General features: G+C 66.9%; 14 protein-coding genes and 2 rRNA genes (1 of these 16 running past the window's edge). 10 read left to right on the top strand and 6 right to left on the bottom strand.

The features are described from left to right. Window positions 1–772, top strand: a 23S ribosomal RNA gene (locus AC3ITW_RS21970); it begins 2108 nt to the left of the window's first position. Between the two features lie 125 nt (window positions 773–897). After that, window positions 898–1012, top strand: a 5S ribosomal RNA gene (gene rrf / locus AC3ITW_RS21965). A gap of 421 nt (window positions 1013–1433) precedes the next feature. Here rrf and AC3ITW_RS21960 read toward each other — a convergent pair. From AC3ITW_RS21960 to hemH, 3 genes are all read right to left on the bottom strand, one after another. Next, window positions 1434–3539 (bottom strand): methyl-accepting chemotaxis protein, encoded by a 2106-nt coding sequence (locus tag AC3ITW_RS21960; protein ID WP_153676203.1) that lies wholly within the window; start codon window positions 3537–3539, stop codon window positions 1434–1436. 290 nt (window positions 3540–3829) lie between these two features. Then, window positions 3830–4684 (bottom strand): alpha/beta fold hydrolase, encoded by an 855-nt coding sequence (locus AC3ITW_RS21955; RefSeq protein WP_489389937.1) that lies wholly within the window; start codon window positions 4682–4684, stop codon window positions 3830–3832. Then, a complete protein-coding gene (hemH, locus tag AC3ITW_RS21950) occupies window positions 4681–5643 on the bottom strand; it encodes a ferrochelatase (RefSeq protein ID WP_100435500.1) in 963 nt (320 codons plus the stop codon). The genes AC3ITW_RS21955 and hemH overlap by 4 nt, the downstream gene beginning before the upstream one ends. A gap of 165 nt (window positions 5644–5808) precedes the next feature. Between hemH and AC3ITW_RS21945 the strand changes: the two genes are divergently transcribed. The 4 genes from AC3ITW_RS21945 to tatC all read left to right on the top strand — a co-directional run bounded on the left by AC3ITW_RS21945 (window position 5809) and on the right by tatC (window position 8252). Then, the gene (locus tag AC3ITW_RS21945) at window positions 5809–6690 is read left to right on the top strand and encodes a lipid-binding SYLF domain-containing protein (protein ID WP_489389936.1); all 882 of its coding nucleotides are present in this window, start codon (window positions 5809–5811) and stop codon (window positions 6688–6690) included. 75 nt (window positions 6691–6765) lie between these two features. After that, window positions 6766–6993, top strand: coding sequence for a Sec-independent protein translocase subunit TatA (gene tatA, locus AC3ITW_RS21940; protein WP_012512521.1), 228 nt, complete (start codon window positions 6766–6768; stop codon window positions 6991–6993). Between the two features lie 15 nt (window positions 6994–7008). Further along, entirely contained in the window at window positions 7009–7506 is a 498-nt protein-coding gene (gene tatB / locus AC3ITW_RS21935; RefSeq protein WP_006403547.1) for a Sec-independent protein translocase protein TatB, read from the top strand. Further along, window positions 7503–8252 (top strand): twin-arginine translocase subunit TatC, encoded by a 750-nt coding sequence (tatC, locus tag AC3ITW_RS21930; RefSeq protein WP_006403544.1) that lies wholly within the window; start codon window positions 7503–7505, stop codon window positions 8250–8252. Before tatB ends, tatC begins: the two co-directional genes overlap by 4 nt. 90 nt (window positions 8253–8342) lie before the next feature. Here tatC and AC3ITW_RS21925 read toward each other — a convergent pair whose 3' ends face one another. Genes AC3ITW_RS21925 through AC3ITW_RS21915 form a run of 3 tightly spaced genes read right to left on the bottom strand, consistent with a single transcriptional unit; the run spans window position 8343 to window position 11859 of the window. After that, window positions 8343–9254: a BPSS1780 family membrane protein gene (locus tag AC3ITW_RS21925; protein WP_012512520.1), complete on the bottom strand. Its 912-nt coding sequence runs from the start codon at window positions 9252–9254 to the stop codon at window positions 8343–8345. Between the two features lie 51 nt (window positions 9255–9305). Continuing rightward, window positions 9306–10052: a glutamine amidotransferase gene (locus AC3ITW_RS21920; protein ID WP_012512519.1), complete on the bottom strand. Its 747-nt coding sequence runs from the start codon at window positions 10050–10052 to the stop codon at window positions 9306–9308. Then, on the bottom strand, window positions 10024–11859 hold the full coding sequence (locus AC3ITW_RS21915; RefSeq protein WP_012512518.1) for a GspE/PulE family protein: 1836 nt from the start codon (window positions 11857–11859) through the stop codon (window positions 10024–10026). The genes AC3ITW_RS21920 and AC3ITW_RS21915 overlap by 29 nt, the downstream gene beginning before the upstream one ends. A gap of 83 nt (window positions 11860–11942) precedes the next feature. Between AC3ITW_RS21915 and glyQ the strand changes: the two genes are divergently transcribed. From glyQ to AC3ITW_RS21895, 4 genes are all read left to right on the top strand, one after another. After that, entirely contained in the window at window positions 11943–12854 is a 912-nt protein-coding gene (glyQ, locus tag AC3ITW_RS21910) for a glycine--tRNA ligase subunit alpha (protein WP_006403404.1), read from the top strand. 71 nt (window positions 12855–12925) lie between these two features. Then, window positions 12926–15001 carry a glycine--tRNA ligase subunit beta gene (gene glyS, locus AC3ITW_RS21905; protein ID WP_153676199.1) on the top strand — a complete coding sequence of 692 codons (2076 nt, stop codon included), beginning with the start codon at window positions 12926–12928 and terminating at the stop codon, window positions 14999–15001. Window positions 15002–15257: 256 nt separating this feature from the next. Beyond that, window positions 15258–17054, top strand: a complete 1797-nt coding sequence (locus AC3ITW_RS21900; RefSeq protein ID WP_489390375.1) for an autotransporter assembly complex protein TamA — start codon at window positions 15258–15260, stop codon at window positions 17052–17054. Then, window positions 17051–20908 (top strand): translocation/assembly module TamB domain-containing protein, encoded by a 3858-nt coding sequence (locus tag AC3ITW_RS21895; protein WP_489389935.1) that lies wholly within the window; start codon window positions 17051–17053, stop codon window positions 20906–20908. Before AC3ITW_RS21900 ends, AC3ITW_RS21895 begins: the two co-directional genes overlap by 4 nt. Window positions 20909–20967: the final 59 nt, after the last annotated feature.

Below are 20967 nucleotides of genomic sequence, written 5' to 3'. Positions count from 1 at the left end.
ATGAAACTGTGGCGCTAGCTGCAGTGGAGCCATCCTTGAAATACCACCCTGTCGTGCTTGACGTTCTAACCTGGGCCCATTATCTGGGTCGGGGACCGTGTATGGTGGGTAGTTTGACTGGGGCGGTCTCCTCCTAAAGAGTAACGGAGGAGCTCGAAGGTACGCTCAGCGCGGTCGGACATCGCGCACTGTGTGCAAAGGCATAAGCGTGCTTGACTGCAAGATCGACGGATCAAGCAGGTAGGAAACTAGGACTTAGTGATCCGGTGGTTCTGTATGGAAGGGCCATCGCTCAACGGATAAAAGGTACTCCGGGGATAACAGGCTGATACCGCCCAAGAGTTCATATCGACGGCGGTGTTTGGCACCTCGATGTCGGCTCATCACATCCTGGGGCTGTAGTCGGTCCCAAGGGTATGGCTGTTCGCCATTTAAAGTGGTACGCGAGCTGGGTTCAGAACGTCGTGAGACAGTTCGGTCCCTATCTGCCATGGGCGTTGGAGATTTGAGAGGGGCTGCTCCTAGTACGAGAGGACCGGAGTGGACGAACCTCTGGTGTTCCGGTTGTCACGCCAGTGGCATTGCCGGGTAGCTATGTTCGGAAGCGATAACCGCTGAAAGCATCTAAGCGGGAAGCGCGCCTCAAGATGAGATCTCCCGGGGCACAAGCCCCCTGAAGGAACCATATAGACTATGTGGTTGATAGGTCAGGTGTGTAAGTACAGCAATGTATTGAGCTAACTGATACTAATGATCCGTGTGGCTTGACCATATAACCTCAAGTTGCCTTGGCTTTACGACAACGTCGTAAGAGCATCCAAGTGCACGCTACGTCACAAGAACTATGCGAGGCTGGCGCCTTGTCCTCCGGGACGAGTGCGACTCTCCAAAAGCCTCCCTGGTGAAATTAGCGCTATGGAACCACCCGATCCCATCCCGAACTCGGAAGTGAAACGTAGCTGCGCCGATGGTAGTGTGGCCTAAGCCATGCGAGAGTAGGTCATCGCCAGGGTTTATACCCAAAAACCCCGCTGCTCACGCAGCGGGGTTTTTCTTTGTGTCCCGGATAATGATTCGGGGATTATCTTCCGATGCGGGATTGCGCCTTCGGCGCAGAGCGCAGGGATAAAGCTGCCGGCCAGCGGCCGGCACTACCTGTAGATCCACGCTGCGGGCGAATGCGTTCCGGTGCGGAACATCGGCGCCAACCAAGGTTGGCAGCGACCCACGGCAGGCTGACCGGCAGTAGATCCACGCCACGCGTGGTTCCCGCGAAGAGCGGCGCCAACCAAGGTTGGCAACTACCAGTGGTAGCCGGCGCAGGCGGATCCAGCTACTCCGGCAACCGTCTTTTCCTGACCCGTCACGCAGAACACGCAAAAAAACGGCGCCCTGCGGGCGCCGTCCTCATCAGATCACGTTGTTGGTCGCGATCAGGCGACCAGGGCAATCCCCTGCGGAGCCTGCTGGCGGAACACCGATACCGCTTCGGTCAGCGTTCCGGCCTGCGACTGCAGCTCGCGCGCCGCGGCGGTCGCTTCCTCCACCAGCGCAGCGTTCTGCTGGGTTGCCTGGTCCATCTGCACCACGGTCTGGTTGATCTGTTCGATACCGATCGACTGCTCCTGGGAGGCGGCCGATATCTCACGCATCAGGTGACTGACGTTCTCCACGCCGCCCACGATGCCCTGCATGCGCTGGCCGGCGTCGGCCACCTGCTGTGCACCGTCGCCGACCTGGCGACCTGCTTCGTCGATCAGCTTCTTGATCTCCTGGGCTGCAGCAGCCGAACGTTGTGCCAGGACGCGAACCTCGCTGGCGACCACGGCAAAGCCGCGGCCCTGCTCGCCGGCCCGTGCTGCTTCCACCGCGGCGTTCAGTGCCAGGATATTGGTCTGGAAGGCGATACCGTCGATGACGCCGGTGATGTCGCCGATCCGCTTCGACGCGCCCTCGATGGCCTGCATGGTGTCGACCACCTGCTGCATCGCGGCGTTGCCGTCGCTGGCCGCGCTCTGCGTGGCGGCCGCCAACGTACTGGCTTCCCGCGCGTGGGCGGCGTTCTGGCGCACCGTGGCCGTCAGTTCCTCCATCGATGCCGCGGTTTCCTGCAGGTGCGCGGCCTGACGCTCGCTGCGTTCGGACAGCGCGCCGTTGCCGGCGGCAATCTCGCTGGCTGCGGTGCTGATCGACGCCGCGCATTGCTGGATGTGGCCGACCATCCGCGCCAACTGCCCGGCGGTGGCATTGGCGTCGCGCTGGATCGCAGCGAAGGCACCGTGGTATTCACCGTGCATGCGCCGGTCGAGATCACCGTTGGCCAGGGCCGAAAGCATCTGCCGCACTTCATCGATAGTGCCGCCCAAGGTATCGAGCAGCTGATTGATGCCACCGGTCAGCCCATCCAGGAAGCTGGCGCCCTCGCTGGCCTGCAGGCGCTGATCGAGATCACCCGCGGCAGCTGCAGCGACGATGCCGGCAACTGCGTTCTCCAGGGCCAGTTCATGGGTGCGGTCGTGCCACTCCACGGCGAAGCCCAGCCGTGCGCCCTGCGCGTCGAACACCGGCGTGACTACCTGTGCGAAGTGCACCGGCCCGATCTGCACCTTGCCGTTGTGGGTCACCTGCAGGCCGTTGAGGATGGCGCGGATGCGGTCCGGGTTGGCATGGAAGCGATGGATGCTGCTGCCGACCAGGCGTTCGGCGTCGAAATCGGGAAATGCCTGGCGCAGGGTGGCCTGCTGGTTGCGCAGCAGGGCTACCACCGAGCGGTTCACGTAGCGGATCACGTGATCATTGTCGGCAATCATCATTGCCGTGCGCGATGCATCCAGTGCCTGGCGGATCTGTGCGTTCTCGGCATTGGCCTCTGCTTCGCGGCCGCGCTGCGCCTGCACGTGGCGGGCGGTATCGGCCAGCGCGTGCGCCAGCGAGCCCGGGGCATAGGCGCTCGTGTCCGTGTGTGCACCGAGATCGGCGCCGGTGGCGATATCACGCGCGAGCGCGGCCAGTCGGCGTGGACCGTGGCCGAGGGCTTCGGTCTGCTGGCGCAGGCGCAGCGCGACCTGGCCAAGGAACAGGGTCAGGCCGGCCAGCAGGGCGGCCGGCAGCACGGTCGGCAGCACCGCAGCGCCATCCAGCATCGGCGCCAGCAGTGCGAGCGTGCCGACACCACCGGCCAACCACACCGGCAGGCGATCGCGATGACCCAGCAGCGCGCCCAGCAGCAGTGCAATCGGCAGCGCCGGCGACAGACCGGTGATCGCACACAACAGCGTCAACTGCAGTGACAACAGCAGCGCCAGGCCATTGCGGGCGATGGCCTGACCCGCCTGCGGGCCAGCAAGCCACACGGCAGGCAATACCGCGACGGCGGCCAACGAGGCGCTCAGCACCTGCGGGCCGCGCACAGCCAGCAGCAGGCCGGCCACGGCCAGGGCCGCACTGCCAAGCAGCAGGCGACGATCAGCACTGCGCGCGAGCTGCTGCAGATGTGGCAGGCGGGCGGTATCGGGGGGGCGGGAAGATGCAATGGACATCGGCGACTCCTGGATCAACAAACGACAACGGCCACGCCCTGGTGCACGCGCAACGGCGTGGTCATGGCATGGACCGGGAATTGGGGGAATGCGACGCGATCAACGCCGCAGCGACGGCGCGCCGTGACCCCATCCTGTGGGTGACGGTGCAGTAAAGCGGGCATGCGGACTTCCTTGCAGAACCAGACACACGCCGCAGGCCCGAGCGGACCCGCGTGCCGCGGGCGCAGGGGCCCGCAACTGGTGTATCGGCCGCAGGCGCGCAGAGTGAAGTGCGCGCCGGTCCGGACTCAGCCGGCGTTGTCGTTGTTGAAGAAGCGCAGGATCACTTCGGCGATCCGTGCCGGGTCTTCCATATGCAGGTGGTGGTTGCCGGGAAACACCGCCAGCCGTCCATCACGCAGGTGCCGCAGGCGATCACTACGCATCGGCTCCGGATAGTAGGACTGCGCCGGCGTGGCATAGATCACCTGTGTCGGGCAGGCGATGGCCTGCAGCAGGTTGTCGATCTGGCCTTCGCTGAGACGGATCGCGGTGGGCAGCATCAGGCGTGGATCACTGCACCAGCGGTAGCCGCCTTCCACGGGTTCGACGCCGCGTTCGACCAGCAGCCGTGCGCAGCCTTCGCTGAGCTGGTTGGTCATCATCCGCGCGCGGATCGGTGCGGCCAGGTCGGGAAATACACGCAGCTGCTTGCGGGCCAGGCCACGGGTGGCATTCACATGCTCGCGCAGGCGGTTGGCGGTTTCTTCCTCGGGCCCGCGCAGGCCACCGAGTGCTTCGATCGCCACCAGCCGTTCGATACGGTCGCTGACCGACGCGGTGAGGCTGGCGATGCCGGCGCCCATCGAATGGCCGAGCAGGGTGAAGCGGTCCCAGCCCAGCGCATCGGCGACATCGAGCACGTGGCAGATCGCGGCTGCGGTTGTGTAGCTGGCACCGGCCGGCAGATGCGCGCTGTGGCCATGGCCGGGCAGGTCGATCGCCACCAGCTGCAACGATGACAGATGGGGTGCCAGCGGCATGAAGCTGGCCGCGTTGTCGAGCCAGCCATGCAGGGCCAGCACACGCGGGCCGTCGCCGTGGTTGCGCAGGCCGGCGACGCGGGCGCCACTCACCTCGAGCTCAAACGGCTGCAGGCTCATGCCAGTGACGCCACGGCCAGCCGTGCCAGCGCACGCGCGTGATCCGGTTCGGCGTTGAGGCAGGGGATGTAGCGCATCGTCGCGCCGCGTTCGGCCAGTGTTTCGGTGAAGCCCATCGCCACCTCTTCCAATGTCTCCAGGCAGTCGGTGGCGAAACCCGGGCAGACCACGTCGATCTGCTTCACGCCGGATTCGGCCAGCGCCCACAGGCTGGGCTCGGCGTATGGCTGCAGCCAGCGTTCGCGGCCGAAGCGCGACTGGTAGCCGAGCTGCCACTCGTCGCTGGCTAGGCCCAATGCATTGGCGATGGCACGTGCACTGGCCTCGCAGCGCTGCGGATACGGATCACCGCCGTCGGCCAGGCGCTGTGGGATGCCATGGAAGGAGAACATCAGCGTCTGGCCGCGGCCATGCTGCTCCCAGTAGCGCCGGATGGAGCCGGCAACCGCCTCGACCCAGCCTGGATCGACTGAATAGTCGCGGACCAGGCTGACGGTCACGCCCGGGTTGCGGCGTTGCCAGGCGTCGACACGGTCTTCGACCGAGGCGGTGGTGGTGGTCGAGTACTGCGGATACAGCGGCAGCACCACGATGCGGCGCGCGCCTTCGGCGGCCAGGCGGTCGAGCTCGCTGCCCAGCGCCGGTTCACCGTAGCGCATCGCATGGCGTACCGTCAGCGACGGCAGCAGCGCCTGCATGGCCTGCGCCAGCTGGCGGGTGTACACCATCAACGGTGAGCCGTCGGGCAGCCAGACCTGGGCGTACTTGGCCGCCGAACGGCTGCTGCGCAGCGGCAGGATCAAGCCGCGCAGCAGCGGCTGCCACAGCAGCGCCGGGATCGAGACCACGCGGGGGTCGGACAGGAATTCAGCCAGGTAACGGCGTACGGCAGGAGCCGTCGGCGTCTCGGGCGTGCCTAGGTTGACCGCCAACACGGCGGTATCGGGTGCGTCGAGCATGGTGGCTATTGTCGCCGATCCGATGCCGCGCCGGGATGCAGGGTTCGGATTGCAGGCATAGCCCACGTCAATGTGAGTGGGCAACGCTCATTGGCGATTCATGGCAACACTATTAATTTCAGTCACTTGCTATATCTTCCTATGGACTGACTTCTGGAGCCTGCCATGCGTCGCCCGATCCAAGCCCTGCTGATCGCCGCCACTCTGCTGTCCAGCCAGGCCATGGCCGGACCGCAGGAAGACCAGCGCGCCCGCAATGCGGTACGCGTGCTGGCCGAAATCCAGGGAATCCCTGAACAGGGTATTCCTGACAAATTGCTGGACGAAGGCCGCGCCGTCATCGTCATTCCCGACACGATCAAGGCCGGTCTGGTCATTGGTGGTCGCCGTGGGCATGGCCTGATGTCGGTACGCATGCCCAACGGCGCCTGGTCCAACCCGGTGTTCATCAAGCTTACCGGTGGCAGCATCGGCTTCCAGGCCGGTGTGCAGTCCTCCGACGTGGTGCTGGTGTTCCGCAACGACCGCAGCCTGGACAATCTGGTCAACGGCAAGTTCACCCTTGGCGCCGATGCCGGTGTCGCGGCGGGCCCGGTTGGCCGCAATGCCGCTGCTGCGACCGACGGCCAGCTGAAGGCCGAGATCTGGTCGTGGTCCCGCGCCCGGGGCCTGTTCGCCGGTGTTGCTCTTGATGGTGCGGTGCTGCAGATCGACGATGCCGCCAACCTCGACGCCTACGGCAGCAACACCACACCGCGGATGATCTTCGAAGGCCGTGCGGCGGGTTCGCCGTCGATGGATGTGGTCGCCTTCCGCGACCGCCTGGAAGAGGCCACCTACGCCGCTCGCAACAACCGCAACGGCAATGGCGGCAACGCCCCGCGCCCGGCAGCCGCCCCGGCGCCTGTTCAGGCAGCGCCGGCCGCGCCGGCCGAAGCCACCACCGCGCCGCTGCAGAACGTGCCGCAGACCCCGCCGCCGCAGCAGCAGGGCTTCCAGCCGGTCACCGACGGTGAAATCCGTACGGAAACGCTGGGCGGAAACTGACTTTCGTCACGCGCGCCGGCTAACACCCGGTGCGCTATGCTCGACAGCCTGATCACTAACGTAACGAGCGTCTTTATGGGCAGTTTCAGCATCTGGCATTGGTTGGTCGTGCTGGCCATCGTCCTGCTGGTGTTCGGCACCAAGCGCCTGACCAGCGGCGCCAAGGATCTCGGTTCGGCGGTCAAGGAATTCAAGAAGGGCATGCGCGACGAGGACAAGCCGAACGCGCAGCTGGGCGATGAATCGCGCAGCCAGGATGCCTCGCGCACCGCGCAGGACGAGCACGACCGCACCCCACGCTGATCCGGAGCGGTTGCAGTGTTTGATATCGGCTTCAGCGAACTGCTGGTGATTGCGGTGGTTGCCTTGGTGGTGCTCGGTCCTGAGCGCCTGCCCAAGGCGGCCCGCTTTGCCGGCCTGTGGGTACGTCGTGCCCGCAATCAGTGGGATTCGGTGAAACAGGAACTGGAGCGCGAACTGCAGGCCGAGGACATCAAGCGGCAGATGCAGGACGTGCGCCAGGGCATGCAGGACACCGAGAACCAGTTGCGTGCCAGCGGTGAAGCAATCCGCCGCGAAGCGCAGCAGGCGCAGCAGCAGGGCGATGACCTTGTGCAGGAGGTGCGTACACCCGCACAGGCGGATCTGCCGCCACACCTGAGCCAGCCGTCCGAGACCGATGCGCCGGCACAGGACAGCGGACCGGTTTCGACCACGGCTGCTACGGAAGGCGTTGTTTCTTCAGGGGCCGTTCCTGCCACGTCCGCTGAAGCCGGCCCGACGCCGCCGACGCAGAGCACGGAGCGTCATCCATGAGTGAACAGGACTTCGGCGAAAGCTCGCTGGTCGAACATCTGGTGGAACTGCGCGGACGCCTGGTACGCGCGCTGCTGGGCCTGGGCGTAGTGCTGCTGGGCCTGCTGCCATTCACCCAGAAGCTGTACAACGCCTTGGCCGAACCGCTGGTCTCGCAGCTGCCGAACGGGCAGACGATGATCGCCACCAACCCCGCCGGCGCCTTCTTCGCCCCGCTGAAGTTGACCTTCTTCGTCGCCCTGTTCGTGGCGGTGCCGTGGCTGCTGTACCAGCTGTGGGCGTTCGTCGCCCCGGGCCTGTACGCGCGCGAGAAGCGCCTGGCGGTGCCGTTGCTGGTGTCGTCGGTGCTGCTGTTCTACGCCGGCTGTGCCTTCGCCTACTTCCTGGTGCTGCCGGCGGTGTTCCACTTCCTGACCACCTTCAGCCCGGACGTGATCGCGATCACTCCGGATGCGAACGCCTACCTGGACTTCGTGCTGGCGATCTTCTTCGCTTTCGGCGGCAGTTTCGAACTGCCGGTGGCGATGGTGATCCTGGTGCTGCTGGGCTGGGTGACGCCGCAGCAGTTCAAGGAAGGCCGCGGTTACGCGATCGTCGGCATCTTCGTGGTGGCGGCGGTGCTGACCCCGCCGGACGTGGTCTCGCAGCTGATGCTGGCGATCCCGATGTGCCTGCTCTACGAACTGGGCATCCACGCCGCACGCTGGCTGGTGCCGTCGTCGGTAGTGAAGAAACCCGCCGCCTGATGCGGTAGCGCCGGGCCGTGCCCGGCGTGTCTTGGTTCTCGATGCGATGCCGCCCGCCGGGCATGGCCCGGCGCTACCGTTGAGCGACCGTCAGGCGTGGAACACGTCGCTCGAGGTCGGCGTGGTCGGAATCGGCGGGGCCGCGCGGCTGCCGCGGTGCACGAACATCTGCTTCCACGCAGCGTAGACCGCGCCGACATACAGCGGCATCAGCACCGTGGTCAGCACCAGCTGGGCGATGAAGGCCGCGGCGAGCGGGCCACCGATCAGCATCGCGACCTGGATCACGATCACGAACAGGATGTACATGCAGAACGCGGCGATCAGGCCGAGCGCGGCGAACACGAACATCGCGCCGATGTTCTCGATGCAGCCCTGCAGGCTCAGGCGCAGCGCATGCATGCCGCTCTGCTTGTCGAACACCACCAGCGCCGGCTGGGTGAACATCGCCAGCGACAGCGCCACCGCGCTCAGGAACACCAGCAGCATCCACAGCGCGATGCGCTTGGCCGGCAGGTTGGCGACCAGTGCGGCCGCGTCGTCCGGCTTGATCTGCTGGCCGCTGCGGCTGATTTCTTCCATCTTGGTCATGACCTCGCTGAAGGCGGTGAAGCCCTCGCGGCCGATCATCATGAACAACAGTGCGCCCAGCAGCAGCACCGCCAGCACCTGGATCGCCAGCGGCACCAGCAGGTGGCTGACGCGGTGGTCGCGGATCGGCTGCAGCAGGTGCGAGGCCAGGCCCGGGCGGCCTTCGTCGATCTCGCCCACGGCATAGAGCATGCCGCCGAACATGATCGGCGAAATGGCCAGGGTCATCAGCTGCACGGCCATGCCGGCGGCACCGGGAATCAGCGTCGACAGCAGGGTCACCACCCAGCTCACCAGCAGCCAGGTCAGGCCGATCCGGGCCAGCTGCAGCGGCGCACGCCGGTACAGGGAGAACGTATCGAGCAACCATTGAGCGCCCGCCGAGGCCGGCAGCTTGCGAATCTCTTTCATGGACATCCGGGAGGGACAGAAAGGGGGCCGGGCAGTCACCCGTGCCGCCGATTATCCCTGTTTTGTCGCCGGCTGGGCTGAAGACAGCCGCGCCTGGCGGACGAAGCGGCGCAACAGCTGGCGGGCCAGCGGTGCGGCACTGACCGCACGCTCGATGCTGCGGGCGCAGCCGCCGTGGCGGCCGATGCAGTCGGCGCGGGCACGCACGTAGCCGCGCATGTGGTGGGTGGCGAACTCGGGATGGAACTGCACGCCCCAGGCCTGGCGCCCCCAGCGGAAGGCATGGCAGCCGTCCAGCGGAGAGCGCGCCAGTACCTCGGCACCGTCCGGCGCGCGCAGCACCGTCTGCAGGTGGGTGGCATGGGCGGCGAAATGCTGCGGCAGGCCCTGGAACAACGGGTCCTGCGCGGCCTGCGGCTGCAGTTCCAGCTCGATCGTGCCGGACTCGCGGCCGGCCGGGTTATAGGCCACCTCGCCGCCCAGCGCGTGCGCCAGCAGCTGGTGGCCGTAGCAGATGCCGAACACCGGCAGGTCGTCGTGGGCGGTCTGGCGCAGCCACGCTGCACTGCGCTCGCTCCATTCGGCATGGTCGGTGACGAAGGCAGCCGAGCCGGTCACCAGCACGCCGGCGAAGGCATGCGGGTCGGGCAGGTCACCACCGTGTTCGACATCGACCACCACCGTCTCGTGCTCTTCCAGCCCGGCGGCAACGCGGATCCAGTGCGGGAAGCGCCCGTAGCGGCGCAGTGACGGCACCGGGCGGCCGGTTTCAAGGATCAGGAATGGGGCTGGGTTCATCCGGGGGCGGCAGGACTGACAGGACTTCCTCGATTGTAGTCAGCCCCTGCGCCACCTTTTCAAGCCCGGCCTGACGCAGGGTTCGCAGCCCTTCAGCCCGCGCGGCGCGGGTGAAACCGGCCAGATCCATGTCGGCGCGGATCTGCCCGCGCAGCCGCGAACCCAATGGCAGCAACTCATACAGGCCGATGCGGCCGAGGAATCCGGTGCGCCGGCACTCCAGGCAACCGACCGGCCGACAGGGCGTGGCGGCATCTGGATATGCAGCATGGCTATCAGCCAGCACCGCCCAATCGGCCGCGCCGAAGCTGTGCGGTTGCTTGCAGTGCGGGCACAGCGTGCGCACCAGGCGCTGGGCAAGGATGCCGTTGAGGGTGCTGGCCAGCAGGTAGTGCGGCACGCCCAGGTCGAGCAGGCGGGTGACCGCCGAGGGCGCGTCGTTGGTATGCAGGGTGGACAGCACCAGATGGCCGGTCAGCGAGGCCTGCACCGCCATCTGCGCGGTTTCCAGGTCGCGGATCTCGCCGATCATGATGATGTCCGGGTCCTGCCGCAGCAGGGTGCGCACGCCGCTGGCGAAGTCCAGGTCGATATTGGTCTGCACCTGCATCTGGTTGAACTCGGGCGCGATCATCTCGATCGGGTCCTCCACCGTGCACACGTTCACGTCCGGCGTGGCCAGGCGCTTCAGCGTCGAATACAGGGTGGTGGTCTTGCCCGAGCCGGTCGGGCCGGTCACCAGCACGATGCCGTGCGGGCGTTCGACCAGTGCATTCCAGCCCGCCGCCTCCTGCGGGCTGAAACCGAGCTGGTCGATGCTCTTGAACGCGGCATCGGGGTCGAAGATGCGCATCACGCACTTCTCGCCGAAGGCGGTGGGCATGGTCGACAGGCGCATCTCGACCTCGCGGCCGCCCGGCGAACGGGTCTTGATGCGGCCATCCTGCGGGCGCCGGCGTTCGGCCAGGTCCATGCGGCCGAGCACCTTGATGCGGCTGACCACCGCGGTCATCACCGCCGGCGGTACCTCGAACACCTTGTGCAGCACGCCGTCGATGCGGAAGCGCATGCGCCCCATTTCGCGGCGTGGCTCCAGGTGGATGTCCGACGCGCGCTGCTCGTAGGCGTACTGCAGCAGCCAGTCGACGATATGCACGATGTGCTGGTCGTCGGCGTTGACGTCGCCGGTGCGGCCCAGCTCCACCAGCTGTTCGAAGCTGGGCAGGGTGGTATTGGCTTCGCCACGCACGTCGCCTCGGGCGCCGCGCACCGAACGGGTCACCCCGTAGAACTCCATGGTGTAGCGGTGCAGGTCCAGCGGGTTGACCACCGCCAGTTCGATGCGGCGCCGGGTCAGGTGCTGCAGGTCACGGCGCCATTCCTGCACCAGCGGCTCGCTGGTGGCCACCAGCACGCGCTCGGCATCCACCGCCAGCGGCAGGAAGCGGTGGCGGCGTGCATAGGCATGCGAGACCAGTGCGGTGACGGCGGCAACGTCGACCCGGGTCGGATCGATACGCAGGTAGCGGCTGCTGGTGCGCCGCGCCAGCCACTCGGTGAGGCGTTCCAGGGTCAGTTCGCCGCCGCCGCTGGCCGCCAGCTTGAGGTTGGACAGCAGCACCAGCGGGTGCACTTCACTGGCATTGCGCGCGCCTTGTGCGGAAAACCGCATGCGTTCGCGCTCCTGCTCGGCCACCAGGCCATCAGCGATCAGGGCCGCGCCCACCTGTTCGAACTGCAGGCGACCCCACGGCAGCGGTACGCCGCCAGCCTCGCCGGGCGTGCCCACCGGCAGCCGATGTTCCATCTGCCTGCTCCTCCCGGGTACGGAATGCCCCGCAGGTCGGCCGCTATACTAGCGCACCCCCTTGCCGGCCAAGACTCGTACGCATGTCCGCGACCCCGACCGTTCCGATCACTTTCCAGGGCCTGATCCAGACCCTGAACCAGTTCTGGGCCCAGCAGGGCTGCGTGCTCATCCAGCCGCTCGACCTGGAGGTGGGCGCCGGTACCTTCCACCCGGCCACCTTCCTGCGTGCGATCGGTCCGGAGAGCTGGAACGCGGCCTACGTGCAGCCCTCGCGCCGCCCGACCGACGGCCGCTACGGCGAGAACCCGAACCGCCTGCAGCGCTACTACCAGTACCAGGTGGCGATGAAGCCGGCGCCGGACAACATCCAGCAGCTGTACCTGGATTCGCTGAAGGCACTGGGCATCGATCCGCTGGTGCACGACCTGCGTTTCGTCGAGGACAACTGGGAATCGCCGACGCTGGGCGCCTGGGGCCTGGGCTGGGAAGTCTGGCTCAACGGCATGGAGGTGACCCAGTTCACCTACTTCCAGCAGGCTGGTGGCCTGGAGTGCCGCCCGGTGCTGGGCGAGATCACCTACGGTCTCGAGCGCCTGTGCATGTACCTGCAGAACTGCGACAACGTCTACGACCTGGTCTGGACCTACGGCCCGGACGGCCAGCCGGTGACCTACGGCGACGTCTACCACCAGAACGAGGTGGAGCAGAGCACCTACAACTTCGAATACGCCGACGTGGAAGAGATGTTCCACCGTTTCGATGCCTGCGAACGTGAAGCGCAGAAGCTGGTGGAAGTGAACCTGCCGCTGCCGGCCTACGAGCAGGTGATGAAGGCCAGCCACACCTTCAACCTGCTGGATGCGCGCCGCGCGATCAGCGTGACCGAGCGCCAGCGCTACATCCTGCGCGTGCGCGCGCTGGCCCAGGCGGTGGCCAAGGCGTACTACGAGCAGCGCGAGAAGCTGGGCTTCCCGGGCGCGAAGAAGGCCTGACGGCCGCTCTCCCCCTTACTCCGGGGCGCCGGACGCGTCGCGCGCTGCACCCCCACCACAGGATTGAAACGATGAGCCAACTGTCCCCCCTGCTGATCGAACTGGGCACCGAAGAGCTGCCGGTCAAGGCGCTGCCGGGCCTGGCCCAGGCCTTCTTCGATGGCGTTGTCGACGGCCTGCGCAAGCGCGGCGTCGCACTGGAACTGGGCGATGCGCGCCCGCTGTCGACCCCGCGCCGCCTGGCCGTGCTGCTGCCGGGCGTTGGCCTGGAACAGCCGGAACAGCACAGCGAAGTGCTGGGCCCGTACCTGAACATCGCGCTGGATGCCGAAGGCCTGCCGACCAAGGCCCTGCAGGGCTTCGCCGCCAAGGCCGGGATCGATTGGACCGCGCTGGAGAAGACCAGCGACAACAAGGGTGAGCGCTTCGTGCACCGCGCGGTGACCCCGGGCGCGAGCACTGCCAGCCTGCTGCCGGAGATCCTGCGCGAGGCGATCGCGGCGATGCCGATTCCCAAGCCGATGCGCTGGGGCGACCACGCCTGGGGCTTTGCGCGCCCGGCGCATTGGCTGGTGCTGCTGCACGGTGCCAACGTGGTTGAAGCCGAGTTGTTCGGCCTGCAGGCCGGTCGCGTCAGCCGTGGCCATCGTTTCCACCACGACCAGGCGGTGTCGCTGGCACAGCCGCAGGACTACGTTGAAGCCCTGCGCGCCGCCTTCGTGCTGGTCGACCCGAGCGAACGCCGTGCGCGCATCGTCGCCGAGGTCGAGGCCGCCGCGGCCAAGGCCGGTGGCAGCGCCCGCATCACCGACGACAACCTGGAGCAGGTGGTGAACCTGGTCGAGTGGCCGTCTGCAGTGCTGTGCAGCTTCGAGCGCGCGTTCCTGGCGGTGCCGCAGGAAGCGCTGATCGAAACGATGGAGATCAACCAGAAGTTCTTCCCGGTGCTGGATGACAGCGGCACGCTGACAGAGAAGTTCATCGGCATCGCCAACATCGAATCGAAGGATGTGGCCGAAGTGGCCAAGGGCTACGAGCGCGTGATCCGCCCGCGCTTCGCCGATGCCAAGTTCTTCTTCGACGAGGACCTGAAGCAGGGCCTGGTGTCGATGGGTGACGGCCTGAAGACGGTGACCTACCAGGCCAAGCTGGGCAGCGTGGCCGACAAGGTGGCACGCGTGGCCGCCCTGGCCGAAGTGATCGCCCCCCAGGTCGGCGCCGACGCCGCGCAGGCCAAGCGGGCCGCGCAGTTGGCCAAGAACGACCTGCAGTCGCGCATGGTCAACGAGTTCCCGGAACTGCAGGGCATCGCCGGCCGCCACTACGCTGTGGCCGGTGGCGAAGCGGAGGAGGTGGCGCTGGCCATCGACGAGGCCTACCAGCCGCGTTTCGGCGGTGACGACATCGCACTGTCGCCGCTGGGCAAGGTGCTGGCGATTGCTGAACGTGTCGACACGCTGGCCGGTGGTTTCGCCGCAGGCCTGAAGCCGACCGGCAACAAGGACCCGTTCGCCCTGCGCCGCAACGCGCTGGGCCTGGCTCGCACGATCATCGAAAGCGGTTTCGAGCTGGATCTGCGCGCGTTGCTGGCCAGCGCCAACGCCGGCCTGGCCGCGCGCAACGTGCAGGCCGACGTCGGCGAGCTGTACGACTTCATCCTCGACCGCCTGAAGGGCTACTACAGCGACAAGGGCGTGCCGGCCACGCACTTCAACGCCGTAGCCGAGCTGAAGCCGACCTCGCTGTACGACTTCGACCGCCGCCTGGATGCGATCGGCACCTTCGCGGCGTTGCCGGAAGCCGAGGCGCTGGCTGCGGCCAACAAGCGCATCCGCAACATCCTCCGCAAGGCCGAAGGCGACATTCCGGGCCAGATCGACCCGGCGCTGCTGCAGGAAGACGCCGAGCGCGCGCTGGCCGAAGCGGTCACCGCGGCCATCGACGACACCGGCACCAGCCTGCAGCAGAAGGACTACGTGGCCGTGCTGGCACGGCTGGCGCGGCTGCGCCCGCAGGTCGATGCCTTCTTCGATGGGGTGATGGTCAATGCGGACGATCTGGCGCTGCGTGGCAATCGCCTTGCGCTGCTGACGATGCTGGGCGAGCGCCTGGGCAAGGTGGCGGCGATCGAGCATCTGTCGAGCTGACGCCCGTATCGGTAGTGCCGGCCGCTGGCCGGCATTGCCACCGCGCATCGGATCGATCTGTGGGTTGCCGGCCAGCGGCCGGCACTACCGGATCACCGCCGGCGGATGTCCATCGGGGTCATTGCCGGCATCGGGCACGATGCCGGCATCCTCGCCTGCGATCACGATGATCGCCACAAAGGCACGTATTTTGACCGCCACTTAACAACCGATCCCCAATGACGTGATGCATTTCGCATCGTCACCTCCGGTCGGTATGCTGTGCCGCATGCAGCCAAAGAAATACGCCCTGCCGCTGATGGTCCTGACGCTGGCCGCCACCTCCGTGGCCCATGCGCGCGGCACCATCGACAAGGTGGACATCAAGGGATTGGACAAGGGCGACGACGCCGCAATCATCGAGAACATCCAGGAATCGCTGTCGCTGTACGACACGATCGGCAAGGAGCAGGGCGAATCGCGCCTGGAGTACCTGCTGTCACAGGCCGAGCGGCAGACCCGCCAGGCGCTGGAGCCGTTCGGGTACTACAACCCGGTGATCAAGGTCGAGGCGCCGCGCGAGGACGAGCACGTACGCGTGCTGATCCATGTCGACAAGGGCACCCCGGTGACCGTGCGCCGCGAGCACATCGACATCACCGGCCCGGCGATGTACGACCAGTACCTGCAGGACGACCTGGCCAAGTTCAAGCCGCGCAAGGGCCAGCGCTTCGTGCATACCCAGTACGAGGCCAGCAAGATCACCGTCACCCGCCGCCTGGCCGAGCGCGGTTACTTCGACGCCGACTACACCCAGCGCCAGGTGCAGATCACCCGTGCCGACAACGCTGCCGACATCGACCTGACCTGGGACAGCGGCCGCCGCTACAACATGGGCCCGGTGCGTTTCGAGCAGGACTACTTCGTCGACAAGCTGTTCGACCCGCTGGTCTACTGGGACCAGGGCAGTTACTTCCACGAGGGCAAGCTGGACCGGCTGCGCGAGTCGCTGACCAAGCTGGACTATTTCAGCGTGATCGACATCCAGCCGCGGCCGGACCAGGCCGACGAGAACGGCGATGTGCCGGTGGACGTGAAGCTGACCCGCGCCAAGCGCACCATCTACACCGCCGGCCTGAGCTACGGCAGCGAGAGTGGCCCGGGTGTGCGCGGTGGCATCGAGCGGCGGTGGCTTAACAACCGCGGCCACAAGATAAACACGCAGCTGGACTATGCACAGAGGCGCAAGAGCCTGGTCACCAGCTACCGTATTCCCGCCTTCAAGTGGCTTGACGGCTGGTACACCTTCGCCGCCAGTGCCTATGACGAGCAGACCGATTACATCGACCTGCGCAACTTCAAGCTGATCGCCAGCCGCAGCGGCGAGATCAACGAGCACTGGACCGCGATCGCCTCGATCAACGCGCTGCGTGAGCGCTGGCGCTATGCCTCGGGTACCGAGTTCACCGACGCGGTCTACAACACCTCGACGCTGGTCTACCCGCAGATGGTGGCCGACTACGTCAACGTCGACGACGAAATGTTCCCGCGCAAGGGCATCAGCGGTACCGCGACAATGCGTGCCGGCGTCGAGGGCGCCGGCTCGGATACCAGCTTCGTGCAGGCCAACGCCGTGCTGCGCTGGTACATCCCGGTGGGTGAAAGCAACCGCCTGATCCTGCGCGGCGAAGGTGGCACCACCTGGACCAGCGATCTGGTGGCGATGCCGCCCAGCCTGCGCTACTTCGCCGGTGGCGACCGCAGCATCCGCGGCTACGCCTATCGCGAAGTCGGACCGCGGACCCCGGCACCAGACAAATACGCGCTGGGTGCCAAGAACCTGGTGATCGGCTCGGCCGAATACGAGCACTACTTCAATGGCGGTCCGTGGGGCGCGGCGGTGTTCGTCGATACCGGCAGCGCCTTCGACAACACCATCGATCTGCACACCGGCGTTGGCTTCGGCGTGCGCTGGAAGTCGCCGGTGGGGCCGGTGCGCGTGGATATCGCGCATGGCCTGAACAACCCGGATTCGCAGTTCCAGCTGTACCTGAACATCGGAGCGGACCTGTGAGCACGCCCGCACCGACCCCGAACACGCCGCCGCCGCGCGTGCGCTTCTACCGCCGCCGCCGCTTCTGGGCCTGGTCCGGCGCGGGTGTGATCGGCCTGGTGCTGCTGGCCCTGCTGGCGGTGTACTGGCTGCTGCAGACCGTGGCCGGCCGCGATGTGCTGCTGGCACAGGTGGTGGCGCGGCTGCCGGTGGGCGCCAGCTTCACCTGGGACAAGGTGGACGGCCCGGTGGCCGGTCCGCTGACCCTGTACAACGTCGACTTCCGCTACGACGACATCCATTTCCACGCCGAGCGCGCCCATCTGGAGCCGGACCTGCGCCCGCTGCTGGGCCGCAAGCTGCTGCTGGACAAGCTGGAACTGACCAACGCGACGCTGAACCTGGCCAAGAGTGACGAGCCGTTCAAGCTGCCGTCGTGGCCCGATTCGCTGCCGCAGATCGAAATGCCGTTGGCGATCCAGGCCGATGCCATCGCCATCGACGGCTTCCGCGTCAGCCAGGCCAACGAGCCGGTGATCGACATCAGCCGCGTGCGCGGCGGCATCGAGATCGCCAATGGCGAGTTCCAGGCACACAAGCTGGTGGTGGACAGCGACATGGGCAATTTCACTGCCCAGGGCCGCTACATCCCGGCCAAGGACTACGACACCGATGTGACCGTCACTGCGGTGCTGCCGGCGCCACGTGGCCGCACCGCCGCCACGATCGGCCTGGTCGCGCGCGGCGACCTGTCGCATATGGAAGTGGCGGTGGCCGGGCGTGCGCCGAAGCCGCTGCACGCGATGCTGGTGTTCGATGGCCGCACCGATCCGAGCTGGAGCGCCAGCGTGCGCAGCGACGAGCTGGATCTGGCGTTGTTGTCACCGGCATTGGCGGGTTCGGCAATCGCGCCACTGGCGCTGGACTTCACCGCCGCCGGCAAGGGCGGCAACGCCAACCTGCGCGGCAAGGTGAAGCAGGGCGATCAGGAACTGGAGCTGGCACCCTCGGTGGTATCGCTGCAGGACCAGGTGCTGAAGGTCTCGCCGCTGCTGGTGAAGGGCTTCGGTGGCGAAGCGCGCTTGGAAGGTACCGCCGATTTCAGCCAGGAAGACCAGCAGAAGCTCAACTTCTCGGTGGTCGCGCATGACCTGACCTACGTGCCGGCAGCGGATCCGAACACCGCCGGCAGTGCGCCGGTACCGGTGACCCTGAAGGAAGCACGCTTCGGCCTGGCCGGTACCCTGAAGGCCTGGGCGGCGATCGGCCGTGCCGAAGTCGAGCGCGAAAAGCAGAAAGCGCAGCTGCGCTTCGACGTGCGTGGCAATGACCAGGCTGCTGAGATCCGCGAACTGCAGGCGCAGACTCCGGGCGGTCAGCTGCAGGTGGAAGGCAAGGTGGCTTGGGCACCGCAGCTGGACTGGGATGCGAAGGCCACGCTGAAGGCTTTCGACCCCGGCTACTTCGCGCCAGGCTGGGATGGGCGCCTGTCCGGCAATCTGGCCTCCAAGGGTCGCCAGCTGCCACCGCCGGCCAACGCGCCGCCGGGCACTGCCGGCACGCTGGAAGCCACGGTGGACCTGCCGTCGCTGAAGGGCATCCTGCGCCAGCGCAATCTTGATGCGCAGGGCAAGTTCGCGCTGCAGGGCGAGCAGGGCCAGGGCGATCTGAAACTGTCGCTGGGCAGCAGCCGGGTGACCGCTTCGGGCAAGGTCGGCGATCGCCTCGACATCGACGCGCGCTTCGAGCCGCTGCAGCTCAGTGACCTGCTGCCGGGCGCCGATGGTGGCCTGCGTGGCCAGGTACAGGTGAAGGGCCCGCGCGATGCGCCGGACATCACCGCCGACCTGGTCGGCAACAACCTCAACTGGGATGGCTACGGCGCCGAGAGCGTGAGCATCAAGGGCCGGCTGCCGTGGCGCGGCGACAGCGGCACGCTGGCGATCCAGGGCCAGCAGGTCAATGCCGGCATGCTGCTGGAGCGGCTGAACATCGACGCGCAGGGCAGTGTCTCCAACCTGCGCCTGGCCGCGCAGACCCGCAACGAGCTGGGCGCGGTCGAACTGCAGGGCAGCATCCGCCAGCAGGGCGCGCAGTGGCGTGGCGAGCTGGCCGCGCTGCGCATCGCACCGGTGAAGGGCGATGCCTGGTCGCTGCGTGCACCGGCGGCGTTCGCGATCAACGGCAGCAACTACACGCTGGGCGAAGCCTGCCTGGCTGCTGCCAGCAGCGGTGCCTTGTGCGCCCAGGCCAACTGGCCGCGTGAGGGCCTGGTGGTGCGCAGTGATGCGCTGCCGCTGGCGCTGGTGCAGCCGTGGTTGCCGCCGCAGTCCGGCCGCCGCATCTACCTGCGTGGCGATGTCAGCCTGGACGCGCAGATCCGCCCGCGCGGCAACGCCTGGGAAGGCCATGTGGAAGTGCGCTCGAAGGAAGGCGGCGTGCGCCTGGGCGAGAACCGCAACACGGTGGGCGACACCACCCGTGGCGAACTGGTGCGCTACGACCAGTTCTCGCTCAAGCTCGACATGACCCCGGCCAGCATCAAGGGCTACCTGGGCATGGGCTTCCAGGGCAACGGCTTCGTCGATGCGAAGATGCAGACCGGCTGGGAAGCCAGCGCGCCGTTGAACGGCGAGCTCTACCTCAACATGTCGCGGCTGTACTGGCTGGAGCTGTTCTCGCCGGACATCGTGCGTCCGACCGGCCTGATCGAAGGCCACGTCAGCCTGCGCGGAACCCGTGGCCAACCCTCGCTGGGCGGTGATGCACAGCTGAGCAACTTCAAGGGCGAGTTCCCGGCGTTGGGCCTGACCTTCGACCAGGGCAAGGGCAGCTTCGTGGCCCAGCCTGATGGTTCGGCCAAGATCACCGCGCAGGCCAATTCCGGCCAGGGCACGCTGTATGTCGATGGCGGCCTGTCGTGGTTCGGCGATGCGCAGCCGCTGCAGCTGAAGATCCACGGCGACAACGTGCTGCTGTCCAACACCAGCGAGCTGCGCATCGTCGCCAATCCCAATCTCGACTTCACCCTGGCCAAGGCCGCGATGGAACTGCGCGGTACGGTGCATGTGCCCGAGGCCGACATCGACCTGGAGCGCCTGGACCGTGGCACCTCGGTGTCCGAAGACGTGGTGGTGCTGGATCCGGCCGATCCGGAAGAGTCGCGCACCTCGCCGCTGGACATGGAGCTGACCGTCAGCCTCGGCGACAAGGTGAAGATGACCGGCTTCGGCCTGAAGGGCGCGCTGACCGGCAAGATGCAGGTCTGGGCCAAGCCCAGTCGCGAGATGACCGCCAATGGCGGGCTGGAAGTGAGTGGTCGCTACAAGGCCTATGGCCAGGATCTGACCATTACCCGCGGCAACCTCACGTGGAACTACAACGCGGTCTCCGACCCGCGCATCAACATCCGCGCCGAGCGCCGGATTGGTGATGTCACCGCGGGCATCGACGTGACCGGGCGGGCGCAGCAGCCGCGTGCCGACGTCTGGTCCGACCCGGCGATGTCGCAGTCCGAAGCACTGGGTTACCTGGTGCTGGGCCGCAGCCTGACCGGTGCCAGCAGCGACCAGACCCAGCAGGTCAACGCCGCGTCGGCGGCTCTGTCGGCCGGCAGCGGCCTGCTGGCGTCGCAGCTGGGCGCCAAGCTCGGCCTGGACGATGCCGGCGTGAGCCAGTCGCGCGCGCTGGGCGGTTCGGTGATCGGCGTCGGCAAGTACATCTCGCCCAAGCTGTACGTCGGCTACGGCGTGTCGCTGGTGGGTGCCGGCTCGGTGATCACGCTGAAGTACCTGCTGCGTCGTGGCTTCGACGTGGAAGTGGAATCGAGCACGGTGGAAAACCGTGGGTCGATCAACTGGCGGCGGGAGAAGTAACGATGCGGTATTGCTGGCCGCTGGCCGGCAACTGCACCGTATCTCCCGAGTTGCGTGGG

This window comes from Stenotrophomonas sp. KH_052 (assembly GCF_057838755.1).
This window is presented reverse-complemented; position numbering and strand designations above follow the sequence as displayed.

Coding starts and splice junctions, on each gene's coding strand:
- AC3ITW_RS21960 (WP_153676203.1), bottom strand. CDS start 3,539: ATGTCCATTGCATCTTCCCGCCCCCCCGATACCGCCCGCCTGCCACAT.
- AC3ITW_RS21955 (WP_489389937.1), bottom strand. CDS start 4,684: ATGAGCCTGCAGCCGTTTGAGCTCGAGGTGAGTGGCGCCCGCGTCGCC.
- hemH (WP_100435500.1), bottom strand. CDS start 5,643: ATGCTCGACGCACCCGATACCGCCGTGTTGGCGGTCAACCTAGGCACG.
- AC3ITW_RS21945 (WP_489389936.1), top strand. CDS start 5,809: ATGCGTCGCCCGATCCAAGCCCTGCTGATCGCCGCCACTCTGCTGTCC.
- tatA (WP_012512521.1), top strand. CDS start 6,766: ATGGGCAGTTTCAGCATCTGGCATTGGTTGGTCGTGCTGGCCATCGTC.
- tatC (WP_006403544.1), top strand. CDS start 7,503: ATGAGTGAACAGGACTTCGGCGAAAGCTCGCTGGTCGAACATCTGGTG.
- AC3ITW_RS21925 (WP_012512520.1), bottom strand. CDS start 9,254: ATGAAAGAGATTCGCAAGCTGCCGGCCTCGGCGGGCGCTCAATGGTTG.
- AC3ITW_RS21920 (WP_012512519.1), bottom strand. CDS start 10,052: ATGAACCCAGCCCCATTCCTGATCCTTGAAACCGGCCGCCCGGTGCCG.
- AC3ITW_RS21915 (WP_012512518.1), bottom strand. CDS start 11,859: ATGGAACATCGGCTGCCGGTGGGCACGCCCGGCGAGGCTGGCGGCGTA.
- glyQ (WP_006403404.1), top strand. CDS start 11,943: ATGTCCGCGACCCCGACCGTTCCGATCACTTTCCAGGGCCTGATCCAG.
- glyS (WP_153676199.1), top strand. CDS start 12,926: ATGAGCCAACTGTCCCCCCTGCTGATCGAACTGGGCACCGAAGAGCTG.
- AC3ITW_RS21900 (WP_489390375.1), top strand. CDS start 15,258: ATGCTGTGCCGCATGCAGCCAAAGAAATACGCCCTGCCGCTGATGGTC.